This is a genomic window from Aeromicrobium sp. Leaf245, from assembly GCF_942548115.1.
In the GTDB taxonomy this organism is placed as follows: domain Bacteria; phylum Actinomycetota; class Actinomycetes; order Propionibacteriales; family Nocardioidaceae; genus Aeromicrobium.
Map to the genome: position 1 here is coordinate 1,361,556 of NZ_OW824151.1, position 17,433 is coordinate 1,378,988.

A 17,433-nucleotide genomic window follows, 5' to 3' on the forward strand; every position below is an offset into this window, starting at 1 on the left:
CTAGTCTCGTGCGGGTCGCACCGGTCCGCTGGGCGACGGGAGCGCCACCCGGCGGTCGAGCTCGAGCTCGTCGAGGAACCGCTCGTCGTGGCTGACCACCAGGAGTGCCCCCCGGTAGCCGCGCAGCGCCTCCACGAGGTGCCCGACGCTCACGAGGTCCAGGTCGTTCGTCGGCTCGTCCAGCAGCAGCAGCTGGGGCGCGGGGTCGGCCAGCAGCACGCACGCGAGTGCCGCCCGCAGCCGCTCGCCCCCGGACAGCGTCGCCACGATCCGCTCCGCCGCACGGCCACGGAACAGCAGCCGTGCCAGCTGGGCCCGCACGTGCTGGGGGTCGGCCTCCGGAGCCACCCGACGCACGTTCTCGAGGACGGAGGCGTCCTCGTCCGGGAGCGTCGGCCGCTGGGCGAGCCTGCCGACGGGCACGCTCACGGTCGCGGACCCGGCGGCCGGGGCGAGCCGGCCGAGAGCCACCTCCAGGAAGGTGGTCTTGCCGCTGCCGTTGGGCCCGGTCAGCGCCACACGCTCCGGCCCCCTCAGGTGCAGGGCCACCTCGGTGCCGACGTGCGGGAGCACGAGCCCCTCGGTGACCAGCACGTCACGGGTGCGCGGAACGGCCGTGTCGGGCAGCTCCAGGCGGATCTCGCGGTCGTCGCGGACCAGCTCCTCGGCCGCGTCGAGGTCGGCTCGTGCGCGGGCCACGTGCTCCTCGTGCGCGCCGCGGAGCTTCCCGGCCGACACCTCGGCCGCCATGCGCCGGCCGTGGGCGACGATCTTCGGCACCCGCTTCTCGGCCTCGGCCTTGTGCGCCGTCCGCTTCCGCTGGGCGAGCTTGGCGCGGGCCTCGACCAGCTCACGTTCCTGGCGCCGCACGTCCGCCTTGGCGTCGCGGACGGCGCGCCCCGCCGCCTCCTGCTCGGCCGCCACGACCCGCTCGTAGACGGAGAACCCGCCCGTGACGGTGCGCACCCGTCCGGCGTGCACCTCCACGATCGTGTCCATGCGCTCGAGGAGCTCGCGGTCGTGGCTCGCGACGAGGGCGACCCCGCCGAACGCGCCGAGCGCCGACGTCAGGTGCGCGCGGGCGCGTCGGTCGAGGTTGTTCGTGGGCTCGTCGAGCAGCACCACGTCGGGCCTGCGCAGCAGGCGGGCGGCCAGGGCCAGCAGCACGAGCTCGCCGCCGGAGAGGCTCGACGCCTCGCGCGACAGGCCGAGCGAGCCGAGCCCGAGCCGAGCGAGCCAGGCCGCGGCTCGTTCCTCGACGTCCCAGTCGTCCCCGACCCGGTCGAAGTCGGCCTGGTCGGTGCTGCCCGCCTCGATGGCGCGCAGCGCGACGAGGGTGTCGGCGACGTCGAGGACGTCGGCCACGGTGAGCCCCTCGACGGTCCGCACCGGGTCCTGCGGCAGCAGCTCCAGCGACCCCGTGGTCAGGACGGAGCCGCCCGTGGGGACGAGGTCGCCGTGAGCGAGGCGCAGCAGCGTGGACTTGCCGCTGCCGTTGCTGCCGACGAGCCCGTGCAGCCCGGGCCCGAGGTCGAGGTCGACGTCGGACAGGGCGGGTGCGCCGTCGGGCCAGGTGTGGGTGACGTGGTGGAAGGACAGGGATGCAGCCATGGGGGCCTCCTGAGGGTCGTGGCGGGCTGGAGCGGTGTGAGCCGCGCGAGCGCGCCGTCAGGAGGACACGACGTCAGGACGTCCCGAGAGTCCGGGCAGGCGCCCGGGGTCGCAGGAGCAACCGTGAACGAGGTCGACGAGGCGCGCAGCGTCGAGCGGACGCGCGCAGGGCTCGGACCTCAGAGCTTCACGGTGGCAGATCACCTCACGGAACGGGGACCCCCAGGCTACTACCGTGCGGCCATGAGCTCCACCCCCTCCGAGGCACCTGCCACCGCACGTCGGCTCGGTCTCGAGCCCCACCCCGAGGGCGGGTGGTACCGGCAGACCTGGCGCTCCCCGGTCGACGTCACGCTGCCCGACGGACGGGTCCGACCCACCGCGACCCTCATCTGGTTCCTGCTGCCCGCGGGCGAGTCGTCGGCGTGGCATCGCGTGGCGTCCGACGAGCTGTGGCTCGCGCACACCGGGACCGTCGTGCTGGAGCTCGGGGGCGACGGTCGGGCGCCCGCTGCCGGGCAGCGGCACCACGTCGGCGTCGGGGCGGGGGAGTCGAGCCAGGTGCTCGTCCCTGCAGGGCGGTGGCAGCGCACCGTCCCGACCGACGAGGAGGCGCTCGTCAGCTGCATGGTGTCGCCGGGCTTCGACTTCGACGACTTCACGCTGCACCACGGCTGAGTCCCGCCCCTCCGAACCCCGTCCTACCATCGTCGCCATGAGCGAGATCTGGTTCGACGAGCGCGACGACGCCGACGAGCTCGTCAAGGCGCTGGAGGCCGAGGGCTATACGGTGACCGCCCGACGCGAGGGCTTCGCGGGCGAGGACGACGCCGAGGACCATGCGTGGGCGGTCGTCGTCGAGCCCTTCGACGAGCGGGTCGTCGAGATGGTCGACGTGTACGGCGGCTGGCTGCCGGGCGACGAGCGGCTGTCCGAGGATGCTCCGGCCCCCGACCTGCCCGACGGCCCGAAGCGGCTGAAGCGGGAGGGGTAGGCGTCGTCCTCGTCCTGTCCTGCGGCTGCGCTGGCTCGGCGGGTGCTGGTCCTGCGGGTGCGCTGCCTCGGCTCTGCGCGGAGGTGGGCCCCGAAAAGGGCCTCGACCGGGGAGCTGGGTGCGTGGTGGCCCGGGTTCTCGGGCCTGCGTCCCGTCGCTCCCGGGAGGTAGGTGGCCCGCGCTACGGGCGAGGGTGGAGGTAGGTGGCCCGCGGATGGAGACCCGCTATCCGCGCGCCACCTACCTCTGACTTCCGCATTCGGCGTGTCATCTACCGCTGACCGCCCAGCCGCGGCCCGGGAGCTCGACCGACCCCTGGCCCACCGTCAGGTCGAGGCCCTTTCGGAGACCAGACCGACTCGGAGCGGAAGCAGCGCAGCCGCAGGTCGAGGAGGGACCGGCAGCGCAGCCGCGGGTCGACGAAGGACCGGCAGCGCAGCCGCAGGTTGACGAAGGACCGGCAGCGCGGCCGCAGGTCGAGGATGGTCCGAGCAGCGCGGAGAGCTCAGGCCCCGAGGTGGGTGCGCAGGAAGTCCACCTGCAGCACCTTGAGGTTCTCGGCCACGACCTCCTGGGGCGTCATGTGGGTGACGCCCGACAGGGGGAGCACGGTGTGCGCCTTGCCGGCCGCGAGCAGGGCCGACGACAGGCGCAGGGTGTGCGCGGCCACCACGTTGTCGTCGGCCAGGCCGTGGATCAGCATGAGCGGACGCTCCAGGCGCGGGGCGAGCGGCAGCAGCGAGTTGCGGTCGTACACGTCGGGCCGCTCGTCGGGGTGCCCCAGGTAGCGCTCGGTGTAGCAGGTGTCGTACAGGCGCCACTCGGTCACGGGAGCGCCGGCCACCGCGGCGTGGAAGACGTCCGGTCGCGCCAGCACGGCCAGGGCGGACAGGTAGCCGCCGTAGGACCAGCCCGTGATGCCGACGCGCGAGGTGTCGACGTCGTCGGGGAACCGCTCGGCCACGCCGGCGAGTGCGTCGACCTGGTCGGCCAGGGTGACCTCGGCGAACGCGTCGAGGATCTCCCGCTCCCACACCGCCCCGCGACCAGGCGTCCCGCGACCGTCGGCCACGATCACGCAGAAGCCCTGGTCGGCCAGCCACTGCGCCTCCAGGAACATGCGGGCCGACGCGAGCACGCGCTGGGCGTGCGGACCGCCGTACGGGTCCATGAGCACCGGCAGGCGGCGTGAGCCCCGCACGTGGTCACGCGGGAAGAGGACGGCGGCGCGGAGCTCGCGCTCGCCGACCGACACGACGGTCACGTCGGGCTCGAACGGCGCCGGCTCTGCGACGACCGACAGCTGCGTGGTCTCGGCCGTGCCCTCGCGGTGCACCGTCAAGGTGGTGCCGACCGCGTCGAGCGCGGAGCGGCTCACCACCGTGGTCCCGCCGCCGACGGCCGCACCGTGCACGGCCTGGCCCGACGTGAGCGGCTCGACGTCGGACGTCCCGCCCAGGCCGACGCGCAGCACCTGCACCTCGGTGGGCTCCGCCGACGCGGTCACGACCACCGCGTCGGGGTGGGTGCTGACGATGCCGCGCACCTGCCACTCCGACGACCCGACGGGCGTGCCGTCGACGACGAGCCGACGCGAGCCGTCCACGTCCTCCACGGTGACCAGACGGCCACCGGGCGCACGGCGCGGCGCGCTCGTGACCTCCACCCATGCCGCGTCGGAGAGCTCGCGCAGCGTCTCGGTGGAGCCGTCCGCGACGTCGACCGACAGCACGCGGGCGCTGCGCTGGTCGCGGCTCAGCACCTGCAGCACGGGGGCGCCGTGCTCGGTCCACGTGACGCTCGAGAGGTACTCGAACCGCTCGCGGTCCCACTGCACCTCGGTGCGGGTGCCGTCGAGCGCGACGTGCCAGAGCGTCACCTCGCTGTTGGGGGTGCCGGCGGCCGGGTAGCGCTGGGCGACCGGCTCGCGGTCGGGGTTCTCGGGGTCGGCCACGTGCCAGACCTGCACCGGGGCGTCGTCGTAGCGCTCCACGAGCAGCGAGGAGCCGTCGGGGGCCCACCAGAACCCGCGGTACCGACTCATCTCCTCCGCGGCGATGAACTCGGCCTGGCCCCAGACCTGCGTCGCCGTGTCCGGCGCCGCCAGCACCTGCTCGTCGCCGGCCCTCTCCTCGCCCTGCAGGTCGACGACCCTGAGGGCGCCGTCGGCAGCGGCGTAGGCCACCCGTCGTCCGGTGGGGTCGACCCGCGGGTCGATCACGCCGTCGACGGTGGGCAGCTCGTGCACGGCCCCGGCAGCCAGGTCCACCGCCCACGCCTTGCCCGAGAGGGCGAAGGAGGCCCACCGCCCCGCCGTGTCAACGGCGTAGTCGACGACACCGGCGCCGGTCTCGCGCGAGCGCTCCCGTCGCGCGCGCTCGGCCGCCGACAGCTGCTCGCCGTCGGCGAGGAGGGCGTCGGGGTCCACCAGCACCCGCTCCTGCCCGGTGGCCACGTCGTGGGCCCACAGGGCACCGGTGCGGCTGACGCCGTCGGCGGTGCGCACGAACCACACGGTGCCGCCGTCCGGCGAGACCGTCACGTTGCGCGGGATGCCGAGCGTGAAGCGTGCGGTGCTGGCGGCGAGGCGAGGGTAGGAGACCGTCATGGCACCCATCTCACCATCCGTGCCCCCGCGCCCCTCCTGCGCTCCCGTGCCCACGCTCGTGCCGCGTCGATACGCTGGCGCCATGGCCCTGCCCGCACGTCGTCTCCTGCTCGTCCACGCCCACCCCGACGACGAGACCATCAACAACGGCGCCACCATGGCGAAGTACGTGAGCGAGGGGGCCCACGTCACCCTCGTCACCTGCACCCTCGGCGAGATGGGCGAGATCCTCGTTCCCGAGCTCGAGCACCTGGCGGCCGACCAGGACGACGGGCTCGGCGCGCACCGGCTCACCGAGCTCACCGACGCGATGGGGATCCTGGGCGTCACCGACTTCCGCCGCCTCGGTGGCGACGGCCGCTTCCGCGACTCCGGCATGAAGTGGGACGAGAACGGCAACGCCACCGCCGCCGACGAGATCCACGCGAACGCGTTCTGGCACGCCGACCTGCTGGAGGCCACGAACGAGCTCGTCGCCGTCATCCGCGAGATCCGGCCGCAGGTCCTCGTGACCTACGACGAGTTCGGCAACTACGGCCACCCCGACCACGTGCAGGCCAACCGGGTGGCGCACTACGCCGTCGCCCTCGCGGCGGCACGGTCCTACCGCCACGACCTCGGCGAGGCCTGGGACGTGGCGAAGGTCTACTGGACGGCGATGTCGGAGTCGGCCATGCGTCAGGGCATCAAGGAGATCCGCGAGGCCGGGGACCTGCAGTTCATGGAGGGCATGGACCCCGACAACCTGCCGCCGTTCGCGATCCGCGACGAGGACCTCGACGCCGTGGTCGACGGCAGCACCTGGGTCGACGCCAAGCTCGACGCCATGCGGGCCCACGCCACGCAGATCGCCGTCGACGGGCCGTTCTTCGCGCTGTCCAACGACGTCGCCCAGCGCGCGTGGGGCACCGAGCACTACCGCCTCGTCAAGGGTGTCGCGTCGCCGGCGCCGGGCACCACGTTCGAGGACGACCTCTTCGCCGGCACCGGGGTGTGAGCGCGGCGGCGGCCCTCGCCCGCCTGGTCGTGGTGCTGCTCGGCGTCTGGGTGGGGGTCCTGGGGTCCCTCGTGCACCGCACGACGTTCGAGGTGATGGGGGCCGACCGGCCCGGCGGCCTGGTGCTCAGCCTGGTCACCGTGGCCCTCGTGGCCGTGGCCTGCGGCTTCGCGGTGCGGGTGGGGGCCGCCTGGTTCGGGCTCGGCTGGACCCTGGTGCTGCTGCTCCAGCAGCTGCAGCCGACGGGCTCCTACCTCGTGGCCGCCGACGCGATCGGCTGGACCTGGATGATCGGGGGCCTGGGGGTGTGCGCCGCCGCGGTCCTGCTCGCTCCTAGGCTGGAACGATGACCGCGTCCGTCGACCAGCGTGCCTTCCGCGACGCCCTCGGCAGGTTCGCGAGCGGTGTCACGGTGGTCACCACCGTCCTCGACGGCGTCGACCACGCCATGACGGCCAGCGCCTTCTGCTCGGTGTCGCTGGAGCCCCCGATGGTGCTGGTGTGCTCGCACAGGGCGAGCCGGTTCCACGACGCGGTGCTCACGACAGGTACGTGGGGCGTCTCGATCCTCACCGAGGAGGGGCGCGACGCCTCGGCATGGTTCGCCGACCGCGGCCGACCACTGGAGGACCAGCTCGCCGGCGTGCCGTTCCACCGCGGCGCCAACGGCGCGCCGCTGCTCGACGACGCCCTGGCCTGGCTGGAGTGCACCACGCACGCCGTGCACGACGGTGGCGACCACTCCGTCATCATGGGTGCAGTGACGGGCGCGGCCGTGCGCGACGGGGTGGACGACCCGTTGCTGTACTACCGGTCGCACTACGGGACGATCGTGCGGTCGCCCCTCAGCGAGAAGACCATCCAGGAGAAGGCATGAGCGACGAGCGACCTGAGCGGCCGGACGTCGAGGGACCCGACTCCGAGCACCCGCGCCCCGGCGAGGGGGAGACGGGAGCCGAGGGAGCCGACGACCGGCACCTCGACGACACCTTCACCGACGCCGAGCCCCTCGCCGAGCACGACGACGCCGAGCTCGACCTCGGTGACACGACACCCGCGGACGACACCGACGTCGAGGCGCAGGAGGACCCCGCCCTCGACGCAGCAGCGGACGAGGACCCCGCGGACGAGGACATCGCCCTCTCCGAGGACGCCGTCGAGCCGGACGTCGACGTCGACGAGACCGCGACCCCGGCCGAGGCCGTCGCTGAGGACGAGCCGTTCGAGGACGTGAACGACCCCGAGGAGGACGACCTCGACGAGGACGACGTCGACGACGACTCGGTCCCACCGCTGCACGCGATCGACGCCGACCCCGTCGAGGACGAGCACGACGACCCGCACGAGGACCCGGACGACGACCGTCGCGACGAGACGCGCACGCGGTCGGCCGTCGCCGCGGCCCTCGCCGGCTCGGCGCTGAGCACCCCGCCGCCGGACGACGAGCTCCGGCACGAGCCCGAGGACGACGCGCTCCCGCTCCACGACGGCCTGCACGAGGAGTCCTCGACGGACCGCCACGACGGGGCCGCCGGCATCCCGCCCACCGGGGGAGAGGAGCCGTCGGACGAGCGCCCGCGCCGCCGGGGCCGCTGGGCCCTGCTCGCCGCCGTCGTCGTCCTGGGCGGCCTGTACGTGGGCGGCTACGTCCTGACGGGCACCCGCATGCCCGCCGACGCGAGCATCGGCGGCGTCGACGTGGGCGGGCTGCCACCGGCCGCCGCCCGCGCCGCCGTCGACGAGGAGCTCACCCCGCGTGAGGGCGACCCCGTCACCCTCACCCACGCCGACGAGTCCTTCGAGATCGACCCGGCGGAGGCCGGGCTGGCTCTCGACGTCGACGCGTCGGTCGACCAGGCGGGCGGCGTCCGCAGCTGGGACCCGCGCGACATGGTCGCCCTGTTCTTCGGCAGCCACGAGCACGCGCCCGCCCTCGACGTCGACGACGCAGCCCTGAAGGCGGCTGTCGACGGTGTCGCCGAGGCGGTCGACGTGCCGGTCACCGAGGCCCTCATCACCTTCCCCGAGGCGAAGCCGAAGCCCCGCGCACCCAAGCCCGGGCTGGTGGTCCGCAAGGACGACACCGCCCAGCTCGTGCAGGACCAGTACCTCGTGCAGACCGACCCGGCGAAGGTCCCCACCGCCGCCGTCGAGCCCGCGGTCGACGAGGACGGTCTGCGGCGGGCGATGACCGAGGTCGCGGAGCCCGCGGTCGCCGCGCCCGTGACCATCGAGGTCGGCGACAAGGACGTGGACCTGCCGGTGACCGCCTACGCGCCCGCGCTCACCGTCGAGCCCGTGGACGGCGCGATGGCACCGGTCATCGACCCCGAGAAGCTGGCCGAGCCGCTCACCGACGCCACGACCGGCATCGGCAAGAAGGCCGTCGATGCCACGGTCGAGATCCGCGACGACAAGCCCGTCGTGGTGCCCGGCAAGGAGGGCGTCGGCCTGCAGCCGCAGGAGATGGCCGAGAAGCTCGTGCCGGTGCTCACCGAGACCGGCGACGAGCGCACCGTCCAGGTCGAGGCCAAGGTCGTCGAGCCGGCGTTCACCACCGAGGACGCCAAGGCGCTGAAGATCGTCGAGAAGATCGGCGAGTTCACCACCGAGTACCCGCACGCCGAGTACCGCAACGTCAACCAGGGCCGCGCGGCCGAGATCCTCAACGGCACGATCCTCAAGCCGGGCGACACGTTCTCCTTCAACGACACCGTCGGCGAGCGCACCGCGGCCAACGGGTTCACGACCGGCTCGGTCATCAACAACGGCCGCTTCCAGGACGAGCTGGGCGGAGGTGTGTCGCAGGTGGTCACCACCACCTACAACGCGGCGTTCTTCGCCGGCCTCGAGGACGTGGAGCACCACCCGCACGCCTTCTACATCGACCGCTACCCGGTGGGCCGCGAGGCGACCGTCTACTTCGGCTCGCTCGACCTGCGCTTCCGCAACAACCTCCAGAGCGGTGTGCTCATCCGCGCGTTCGTGCAGAAGAGCAGCCCGGGCGGCGTCGGCCGCACCACGGTCCAGATGTGGGGCACCAAGGAGTTCGAGGTGAAGGCCGGCAAGTCCGAGCGCCGCAACTTCCGCGCCCCCGCCACGCGCTACGACGACTCCGACGACTGCGTGCCCCAGGCTCCGCTGCAGGGGTTCGACATCGACATCTACCGCACCCTCAGCAAGGGCGGGAAGGTCGTCAAGCGCGAGACGGACACGGCCAACTACCAGGCAGCGGCCCGGATCGTCTGCGGCGAGGAGCCGAAGGACGACTGAGGGTCGGCCATCCCCGGTCCCGAACCACCTGCGGCCGTCAGATCGGGACCCGCAGGGACGCGGTGTAGCCGTCGGCGACGGAGCCGCTGACCTTCGCGAGCTGCAGGGAGTAGCCGTCGCTGAACACGTTGTCGGAGTCGAGCGAGACCTGGGCGAGGTTCGAGACGCTGCTCCCGTAGCCGTCGGTGGCGTACACGTCGGCGCAGACGTCCTCCGGGAAGGCCAGCTGGGACGTCCTCAGCCGGTTGCTCGCCGACGTCGCGTCGTCGAGGCTCGGGTACACCTCGAAGTGCACGTGCGGCCACCGCCCGGCGTAGCAGGCCGGGAAGATCGACGTGAACGTCACCGTGCCGTCGGCGTCGGCCTCCTGCACGCCACGCAGGTAGTTCTCGTCCGCCACGTCGTCGGAGTACATCGAGTAGCTCCCGTCGCGGTCGCAGTGCCACACGTACACCGCCGCCCCGGCTGCAGCGGTGCCGGCGTCGTCGGCGCTGCTCACGTCGACGACGGTGAGCGTCAGCGTCAGGGCGATGCCCTCGGCGACCCCGCTCGCACCACCGAAGCTCGAGCGGATGTCGCTGCGCACGATGCCCGACTCGGTGAGGACGTTCACGCCGTTGGTGCCGTCCGCGGGGTAGGGGCCGTTCGTCTCCTCGGGGATCTCGCCGTCCCCGACCTCGGCCGAGGTGCCGGGTCCGCCGCCCTCGGGAGGACCACTCGACGTGGCGGTCGCGGTTCCCTTGGAGTCGGTGGAGCAGGCGGCCAGGGCGACCGCCGCACCGGCGCCGCCGAAGAGGCCCAGCAGGCGGCGGCGGTGCCACAGGGTCGGGAGGTCGTGGGAGAGTCCGAGGTCGTGGTCCTCGACCTCGTCGTGGTGGGTGCTCATGCGGTCACGCTAGGCGCCGGCGCTGTGGCCCCCGCTGGATCGGCTGTGAGCCTCCTGTGAGGGCTCGAGGTAGCGGTACTCGTGGTGGGTGACGAAGCCGTGGGGGGCGTACAGCGCCAGAGCGCCCGTGTTGTCCGGCATGGTCTGCAGGTACACGCGGGTCGCGCCGCGCTCGTGCGCCCAGGCCAGGCACGTGCGCACGACGGCGTCCGCGAGGCCGCGACGCCGGTGGTCGGGGAGGGTCTCCACGGCGGCGACACCGGCCCACTCCCCGGTCACCACCACGCGTCCGACGGCCGCAGCAGGCACCCCGCCGTCCTCCAGCTCGGCGAACCCGACCGTGCGCGGTCCTTCGAGGACGGCTCGGGCGGCAGCGGCGTCGTCCACCCGTCCGTAGCGCGAGAGCCAGCGGTCGGACGCGGCCCCCACCACGTCCACATGGGGGTCGGCCTCTGGCGCGTCGACGAGGTCGGCGACCTGCACCACCGCACCGCCGCGGTAGCCCGCCCTCGGCACCCATCCCGCATCCAGGAACCGGCGCTCCCAGTCCGAGCCGACCACCACCTGGGCCTGCGGCGGCAGTCCGCGCGCGGCGTAGAACGCCAGGACCTGTGCCACGGCCTCCGCCGGGGGCAGCCCCGGCTCGCCCACGACGGCCACCGAGTTCGCGCGCCCGGTGAACGAGCCCGCGGCCCTCAGCTCCCAGTCGCCGAGCTGCTCCACGTCCGGCGCCGGCCACCCTCGCGACGTGACGCGGACGAGCTCGTCGACGCCCACGTCGAGCGCGCGACGGCTGCGCGTCGGACGCGGCGGGACGACCTTCAGCGCCACGACGCGGTCGGCAGCCACCACGACCTCGGACCCGTCACGACGCTCGACCGTCACGCCGTTCGGACCGGCCTCGACGACGCGCCCGACCACGTCGGTGGCACTGCCGTCGTCGAGCCGGTGGCGCACCGTCGCGCGCTGCCCGACCAGGATCTCCACGTCGCTCACGGCAGTACCGTCTCATGAGGCAGACCTGGGTGCGGACGCCCTTGGCCGAGGCGCGATACTGGTCCTCGGCCTGCCCGTGAGCCCTCGGGTCGTGCAGCCGTGCTCGTGTCGAAGGAGTCTCCCGTGACGTACGTGATCGCCCAGCCGTGTGTGGACCTCAAGGACCGCGCGTGCGTGGACGAGTGTCCCGTCGACTGCATCTACGAGGGCAAGCGGATGCTCTACATCCACCCCGACGAGTGCGTCGACTGCGGTGCCTGCGAGCCGGTGTGCCCGGTCGAGGCGATCTTCTACGAGGACGACACCCCGTCCGAGTGGAAGGAGTACTACGACGCCAACGTGAACTTCTTCGACGACCTCGGGTCTCCCGGTGGTGCGGCGCGCACGGGTGTCATCGACAAGGACCACCCGTTCATCGCTGCGCTCCCGCCGCAGAACCAGGAGTGATCCGCGGCCGATGAGCAGGCAGTGATGGACCGGCCCCGGCTGTCCGCGCGGTTCCCGGACTTCCCGTGGGACACGCTCGCCGACGCGAAGCAGCGCGCGAACGCCCACCCCGACGGCATCGTCGACCTGTCGATCGGCACCCCCGTGGACCCCACGCCCGCGGTCGCCCGTGAGGCGCTCGCCGCGGCGTCGGACGCTCCCGGCTACCCGACGGTGCTCGGACCCGACGCGGTCCGCCAGGCCGCGGTCGACTGGCTCCGCCGTCGGCTCGGTGTCACGGGGCTCGCCGCCGACCAGGTGCTGCTCACCGTCGGCTCCAAGGAGCTCATCGCCAACCTGCCGACCCAGCTCGCGCTGGGCCCGGCTGACACCGTCGTGCTGCCGTCGCTGGCGTACCCCACCTACGAGGTGGGTGCCCGCTTCGCCGGCGCCCGCGTGGTCCTCGGTGACCCGGTCGCCGACGGGCTCACCGACGTGCCGTCCCTGGTGTACGTGAACTCCCCGGCCAACCCGCACGGCGAGGTGCTCGGCGCCGAGCACCTGCGGGCCGTGGTGCGCTGGTGTCGCGAACGCGGCGCGCTGCTCGTGTCCGACGAGTGCTACGCCGACTTCGGCTGGGACGCGGAGCCGGTCTCGGTGCTGCACCCCGACGTGTGCGAGGGCAGCCACGAAGGACTGCTGGCGGTCCACTCGACGTCCAAGCGGTCCAACCTGGCGGGCTATCGCGCCGGGTTCGTGGCAGGCGACCGCGCAGTGGTGGCCGAGCTGCTGGCGGTGCGCAAGCACCTCGGCTTCATGGTGCCGACCCCGGTGCAGCACGCCTTCGCCGCAGCGATCGCCGACGACGAGCACGTGGAGCTGCAGCGTCGGCGCTACGCCGAGCGGCGAGACGCCCTGCGCCGCGCCCTGGAGTCGGCCGGCTTCACGATCACCCACTCCGAGGGGGCGCTCTACCTCTGGGCCACCCGCGGGGAGGGCTGCCGCGACACCGTGGCCTGGCTCGCCGAGCGCGGCATCCTGGTGGCACCCGGTGACTTCTACGGCGAGCGCGGTGCGAACCACGTGCGGGTCGCGTTCACCGCCACCGACGAGCGCATCGCCGCCGCCGTGGCCCGTCTGACCGCCTGAACCCTGCGCCTCGGGGCGCTGCGTCGAGAAGGCGCGTCAAGAAGTCGTCAAGACGCGTCAGGAGCCCGTCAGGACGGGCGTCGAGCGGTCGTGACGGGTGTGGGCTGGGGGCATGTCCCTCGTCACCGCCCTCCAGCTGCTCGGCGTCGTCGCGCTGCTGGTCTACCTCGTCGTGGCCCTCGTGCGGCCCGACCGGTTCTGAGCCGCCCATGTCCGACACCGTCTCCGGCCTCCTGACGATCGCGACGCTGCTCGCGCTCCTCGCCGTGGTCTACGTCCCGCTGGGCGACCACATGGCCCGTGTCTTCACCTCCAGCCGTCACCTGCGCGTCGAGCGAGCCGTCTACCGCATCGGCGGCATCGACCCTGACGCCGAGCAGAGCGCACGCGGCTACGCGCTGAGCGTGCTCGCGTTCTCCGCCGTGAGCCTCGCGCTGCTCCTCGCCATCCTGGTCGGCCAGTCGGCCCTCCCGTGGAGCCGCGGTCTGCCCGGCATGCCGTGGGACATGGCCGTCAACACGGCGGTCTCGTTCGTGACGAACACCAACTGGCAGTCCTACGCGGGGGAGTCCACCCTCGGGTTCAGCGCGCAGGCGCTCGGGCTGACGGTGCAGAACTTCGTGTCCGCCGCGGTCGGCCTCGCGGTGGCCGTGGCGCTCGTGAGGGGTCTCGTGCGGACCGAGACGACCACGCTCGGCAGCTTCTGGGTCGACCTCCTCCGTGGGGTCGTGCGGATCCTGCTGCCGCTCTCCGCGGTGGCCGCGGTCCTCCTGCTGCTGGCGGGTGTCGTGCAGAACCTCGGCGACGTCACGGTCCGCACCCTCGCCGGCGGCACCCAGGTGGTCCCCGGCGGCCTCGTGGCGAGCCAGGAGGCGATCAAGGAGCTCGGCACCAACGGTGGCGGCTTCTTCAACGCCAACTCGGCCCACCCGTTCGAGAACCCGACCGCGCTCACGAACCTGCTCGAGATCTTCCTGCTGCTGGTCGTGCCCGTCTGCCTCACCCGCACCTTCGGGACGCTGACCGGTCGCCGGCGCCAGGGCCTCGTCCTCCTCGGGGTCATGAGCGTCCTGTGGGCCGGTTCCCTGGCCGTGACGACGTGGGCCGAGGTCGGTGGGCAGGGCCAGGCCGCCACGGCCGCCGGGGCGGCGATGGAGGGCAAGGAGACCCGGTTCGGGGAGTGGGCCTCGGCCCTGTTCGCCGTCTCGACCACGGGCACGTCGACCGGTGCCGTCAACGCGGCCCATGACTCGTTCTCGCCCCTCGGTGGCGGCGCGGTGCTGACGAACATGATGCTGGGCGAGGTGTCACCCGGCGGCGTGGGCGCCGGGCTCTACGGCATCCTCGTGGCCGCGATCCTGGCGGTCTTCGTCGCCGGACTGATGGTGGGCCGGACCCCCGAGCTGCTCGGCAAGAAGATCGGCACGAAGGAGATGACCTTCGTGGCGCTCTACACGCTCGCCTCGCCCGCCCTGGTGCTCGTGGGCGTCGGCACGGCCATCGCCCTGCCGTCCAGCGTGGCGGCGATGGGCAACCCAGGCGGTCACGGCTTCTCCGAGGTGGTCTACGCGTTCACCTCGGCGGCCAACAACAACGGCAGCGCGTTCGGCGGCCTCACGGTGACGTCGACGTTCTTCCAGCTGACGCTCGCGGCGGCCATGCTGCTCGGCCGGTTCGTGCCGATCGTGCTCGTGGTGCTGCTCGCGGGATCGCTGGCACGCCAGCGACGCGTGCCGACCACGGCGGGCACGCTGCCCACCGACACCCCGCTGTTCGGGGGGCTGGTCGTGGGCGTCGTGCTCCTCGTCTCCGCGCTCACCTTCTTCCCGACCCTCGCCCTCGGCCCGGTGGCCGAGGCCCTGACAGGAGCCTCCCGATGACCCGCACCTCGGCCACCACCCCCCTGTCGCGGCAGCTTCTCGCGCAGCTGCCGGCCGCGCTGCGCAAGCTCGACCCGCGCCACCTGTGGCGCAGCCCGGTCATGTTCGTCGTCTGGATCGGCTCGCTCGTCACGACGGTCGCGGCGGTGGTCGACCCGAGCGTGTTCACCCTCGCCATCGCCGTCTGGCTGTGGTTGACGGTCGTCTTCGGCAACCTCGCCGAGGCCGTCGCGGAGGGCCGCGGCAAGGCGCAGGCGGATTCGCTGCGTGCTGCCCGCACCGACGTGACCGCCCGGCGGATCGACGCCGACGGCGTCGAGCAGGTGGTGGCCGGGACCGAGCTGCGGGTCGGCGACCGGGTCCGCGTGGCCGCCGGCGAGGTGATCCCGGGCGACGGCGACGTCGTCGAGGGAGTCGCCACCGTCGACGAGTCCGCCATCACCGGGGAGTCCGCCCCCGTCGTCCGCGAGGCAGGCGGCGACCGCTCGGCCGTCACCGGCGGCACGCGCGTGCTCTCCGACGAGATCGTCGTGCGCGTCACGGCTGCGCCGGGGGAGACCTTCCTCGACCGCATGATCTCGCTCGTGGAGGGAGCCGAGCGGCGCAGGACCCCCAACGAGATCGCCTTGTCGATCCTGCTCGTCAGCCTGACCATCATCTTCCTGCTCGCCGTCGTGACCATCGCGCCGATGGCCGACTACGCCGGAGCGCCCCAGCCGACCGTCGTCCTCGTCGCGCTGCTGGTCTGCCTCATCCCGACCACCATCGGGGCGCTGCTGTCCGCGATCGGGATCGCCGGCATGGACCGGCTGGTGCGGGTGAACGTGCTGGCGATGTCCGGCCGCGCGGTGGAGGCCGCAGGAGACGTCAGCACCCTGCTGCTCGACAAGACCGGCACCATCACCTACGGCAACCGCCGAGCGTCGCGGTTCGTGCCGGCCGAGGGCGTGACCCTCGCCGAGCTGACCGAGGCGGCGCGGGTGGCCTCGCTGGCCGACCTGACGCCCGAGGGCCGCTCCATCGTCGACCTGGCGGTCGCCGAGACCGGCGGCAGCGGCACGGGTGCATCCCTGCCGAGCGGCGCCGAGGCCGTCGAGTTCACGGCGCAGACGCGCATGTCCGGTGTCGACCTGCCCGACGGCCGCTCGTTGCGCAAGGGAGCGGGCAGCGCGGTGACCGCGTGGGTCGAGACGCCGCTGTCGCCGACCGTGACCGAGGCGATCGACGAGATCTCCCGCTCCGGCGGCACGCCTCTCGTCGTGGCCGAGCGGCAGGGCGACGCCGGCCCGGCCCGGGCCCTCGGCGTCGTGCACCTCAAGGACGTGGTCAAGGAGGGCATGGTCGAGCGGTTCGCGGAGCTGCGACGCATGGGGATCCGGACGGTCATGGTGACGGGCGACAACGCCCTCACCGCCCGGGCGATCGCCGCGGAGGCAGGCGTCGACGACGTGCTGGCCGAGGCGACGCCCGAGGACAAGATGCGCCTCATCCGCGAGGAGCAGGCCGGCGGGCGTCTGGTGGCCATGACCGGTGACGGCACCAACGACGCGCCGGCCCTGGCCGCGGCCGACGTCGGCGTGGCGATGGCGTCGGGGACGTCGGCGGCCAAGGAGGCCGGCAACATGGTCGACCTCGACTCCGATCCCACGAAGCTCATCGACGTCGTGCGCATCGGCAAGCAGCTGCTCATCACCCGCGGTGCGCTCACGACGTTCTCGATCGCCAACGACCTCGCGAAGTACTTCGCGATCGTGCCGGCCATGTTCGTGGCGGCCTACCCGTCGCTCGACACGCTCAACGTGATGCGGCTGGCCACGCCGGAGTCGGCGATCCTCTCGGCCGTCGTGTTCAACGCACTGGTGATCGTCGCCCTCATCCCCATCGCCTTGAAGGGGGTGCGCAGCCGCGCGGTCGACGCCGCGAGCGTGCTGCGCCGCAACCTGCTGGTGTTCGGCCTCGGCGGCGTCGTCGTCCCCTTCGTCGGCATCAAGCTCATCGACCTGCTCGTCTCTCAGATCCCAGGAATCGGGTGATCGTCGTGCTTCGCGACCTCCTTCGTCAGTCCTTCGCCGCCGCACGGGTGCTCCTCGTGCTCACGGTCCTTCTCGGCGTGCTCTACCCGGCCGCGGTGTGGGCGGTCGGTCGCGCCGTCCCCGACCGCGCCGACGGCAGCCTGCTGCGCGTCGACGGCCAGGTCGTCGGCTCCCGGCTGCTGGGTCAGACCTTCGAGGGACCTTCGTGGTTCCACTCACGACCGTCGGCCGGCTCCTACGACGGCCTCGCGTCGGCCCCGTCCAACCTCGGCCCCTCGAACCCCGACCTCGTCGCCGCCATCGAGGAGCGTCGTGCCGCCGTGGCGGCCGAGGAGGGCGTCGAGCCCGCTGCCGTGCCGCCCGACGCGGTCACGGCCTCCGGCTCGGGCCTGGACCCGCACGTCAGTCCCGCGTACGCGGACCTGCAGGTGCCGCGGGTGGCGCGCGAGCGGGGCCTGCCCGTCGACCAGGTGCGCCGGCTGGTCGAGGAGGCGACGTCGGGGAGGGTCCTCGGCTACCTCGGGGAGCCCACCGTGAACGTCCTCGAGCTGAACGCGAGCCTGCCGGGTGCAGACTGAGT

General features: G+C 73.1%; 16 protein-coding genes. 12 read left to right on the forward strand and 4 right to left on the reverse strand.

The features are described from left to right. Positions 1–1,611, reverse strand: coding sequence for an ABC-F family ATP-binding cassette domain-containing protein (locus NBW76_RS06785; RefSeq protein WP_056553181.1), 1,611 nt, complete (start codon positions 1,609–1,611; stop codon positions 1–3). 243 nt (positions 1,612–1,854) lie between these two features. Here NBW76_RS06785 and NBW76_RS06790 point away from each other — a divergent pair, with 243 nt between their 5' ends. Together NBW76_RS06790 and NBW76_RS06795 are read left to right on the forward strand one after the other, a co-directional pair. Continuing rightward, on the forward strand, positions 1,855–2,289 hold the full coding sequence (locus tag NBW76_RS06790) for a cupin domain-containing protein (protein ID WP_055966307.1): 435 nt from the start codon (positions 1,855–1,857) through the stop codon (positions 2,287–2,289). A gap of 37 nt (positions 2,290–2,326) precedes the next feature. After that, positions 2,327–2,605 carry a hypothetical protein gene (locus tag NBW76_RS06795; protein WP_055964808.1) on the forward strand — a complete coding sequence of 93 codons (279 nt, stop codon included), beginning with the start codon at positions 2,327–2,329 and terminating at the stop codon, positions 2,603–2,605. A 505-nt stretch (positions 2,606–3,110) separates the two neighbouring features. Here the strand turns inward: NBW76_RS06795 and NBW76_RS06800 are convergent. Next, positions 3,111–5,213: a prolyl oligopeptidase family serine peptidase gene (locus NBW76_RS06800; RefSeq protein ID WP_056553524.1), complete on the reverse strand. Its 2,103-nt coding sequence runs from the start codon at positions 5,211–5,213 to the stop codon at positions 3,111–3,113. A gap of 82 nt (positions 5,214–5,295) precedes the next feature. Here NBW76_RS06800 and mshB point away from each other — a divergent pair, with 82 nt between their 5' ends. Genes mshB through NBW76_RS06820 form a run of 4 tightly spaced genes read left to right on the forward strand, consistent with a single transcriptional unit; the run spans position 5,296 to position 9,483 of the window. Next, positions 5,296–6,210: an N-acetyl-1-D-myo-inositol-2-amino-2-deoxy-alpha-D-glucopyranoside deacetylase gene (mshB, locus tag NBW76_RS06805; RefSeq protein ID WP_056553178.1), complete on the forward strand. Its 915-nt coding sequence runs from the start codon at positions 5,296–5,298 to the stop codon at positions 6,208–6,210. After that, positions 6,207–6,560, forward strand: a complete 354-nt coding sequence (locus tag NBW76_RS06810; protein WP_056553175.1) for a hypothetical protein — start codon at positions 6,207–6,209, stop codon at positions 6,558–6,560. Before mshB ends, NBW76_RS06810 begins: the two co-directional genes overlap by 4 nt. Beyond that, positions 6,557–7,087: a flavin reductase family protein gene (locus tag NBW76_RS06815; protein ID WP_055964818.1), complete on the forward strand. Its 531-nt coding sequence runs from the start codon at positions 6,557–6,559 to the stop codon at positions 7,085–7,087. Before NBW76_RS06810 ends, NBW76_RS06815 begins: the two co-directional genes overlap by 4 nt. Further along, a complete protein-coding gene (locus NBW76_RS06820) occupies positions 7,084–9,483 on the forward strand; it encodes a VanW family protein (RefSeq protein ID WP_056553172.1) in 2,400 nt (799 codons plus the stop codon). Before NBW76_RS06815 ends, NBW76_RS06820 begins: the two co-directional genes overlap by 4 nt. 37 nt (positions 9,484–9,520) lie before the next feature. Here the strand turns inward: NBW76_RS06820 and NBW76_RS06825 are convergent, their stop codons facing one another. Continuing rightward, entirely contained in the window at positions 9,521–10,369 is an 849-nt protein-coding gene (locus tag NBW76_RS06825; RefSeq protein ID WP_056553170.1) for an intradiol ring-cleavage dioxygenase, read from the reverse strand. A 9-nt stretch (positions 10,370–10,378) separates the two neighbouring features. Then, positions 10,379–11,365: a GNAT family N-acetyltransferase gene (locus tag NBW76_RS06830; protein WP_056553167.1), complete on the reverse strand. Its 987-nt coding sequence runs from the start codon at positions 11,363–11,365 to the stop codon at positions 10,379–10,381. 123 nt (positions 11,366–11,488) lie between these two features. On the opposite strand from NBW76_RS06830, the gene fdxA reads away from it, so the two are divergent. The 6 genes from fdxA to kdpC all read left to right on the forward strand — a co-directional run bounded on the left by fdxA (position 11,489) and on the right by kdpC (position 17,431). Continuing rightward, on the forward strand, positions 11,489–11,812 hold the full coding sequence (gene fdxA, locus NBW76_RS06835) for a ferredoxin (RefSeq protein WP_055964831.1): 324 nt from the start codon (positions 11,489–11,491) through the stop codon (positions 11,810–11,812). Between the two features lie 24 nt (positions 11,813–11,836). Next, positions 11,837–12,940, forward strand: coding sequence for a succinyldiaminopimelate transaminase (gene dapC, locus NBW76_RS06840; protein WP_056553164.1), 1,104 nt, complete (start codon positions 11,837–11,839; stop codon positions 12,938–12,940). A gap of 112 nt (positions 12,941–13,052) precedes the next feature. Next, on the forward strand, positions 13,053–13,142 hold the full coding sequence (gene kdpF, locus NBW76_RS06845) for a K(+)-transporting ATPase subunit F (RefSeq protein WP_082480680.1): 90 nt from the start codon (positions 13,053–13,055) through the stop codon (positions 13,140–13,142). Positions 13,143–13,149: 7 nt separating this feature from the next. After that, positions 13,150–14,820, forward strand: a complete 1,671-nt coding sequence (gene kdpA / locus NBW76_RS06850) for a potassium-transporting ATPase subunit KdpA (RefSeq protein ID WP_056553161.1) — start codon at positions 13,150–13,152, stop codon at positions 14,818–14,820. Beyond that, the gene (gene kdpB / locus NBW76_RS06855) at positions 14,817–16,853 is read left to right on the forward strand and encodes a potassium-transporting ATPase subunit KdpB (protein ID WP_056553158.1); all 2,037 of its coding nucleotides are present in this window, start codon (positions 14,817–14,819) and stop codon (positions 16,851–16,853) included. Before kdpA ends, kdpB begins: the two co-directional genes overlap by 4 nt. Beyond that, positions 16,850–17,431 (forward strand): potassium-transporting ATPase subunit KdpC, encoded by a 582-nt coding sequence (gene kdpC / locus NBW76_RS06860; RefSeq protein ID WP_082481730.1) that lies wholly within the window; start codon positions 16,850–16,852, stop codon positions 17,429–17,431. Before kdpB ends, kdpC begins: the two co-directional genes overlap by 4 nt. The last annotated feature ends 2 nt before the right edge of the window (positions 17,432–17,433 follow it).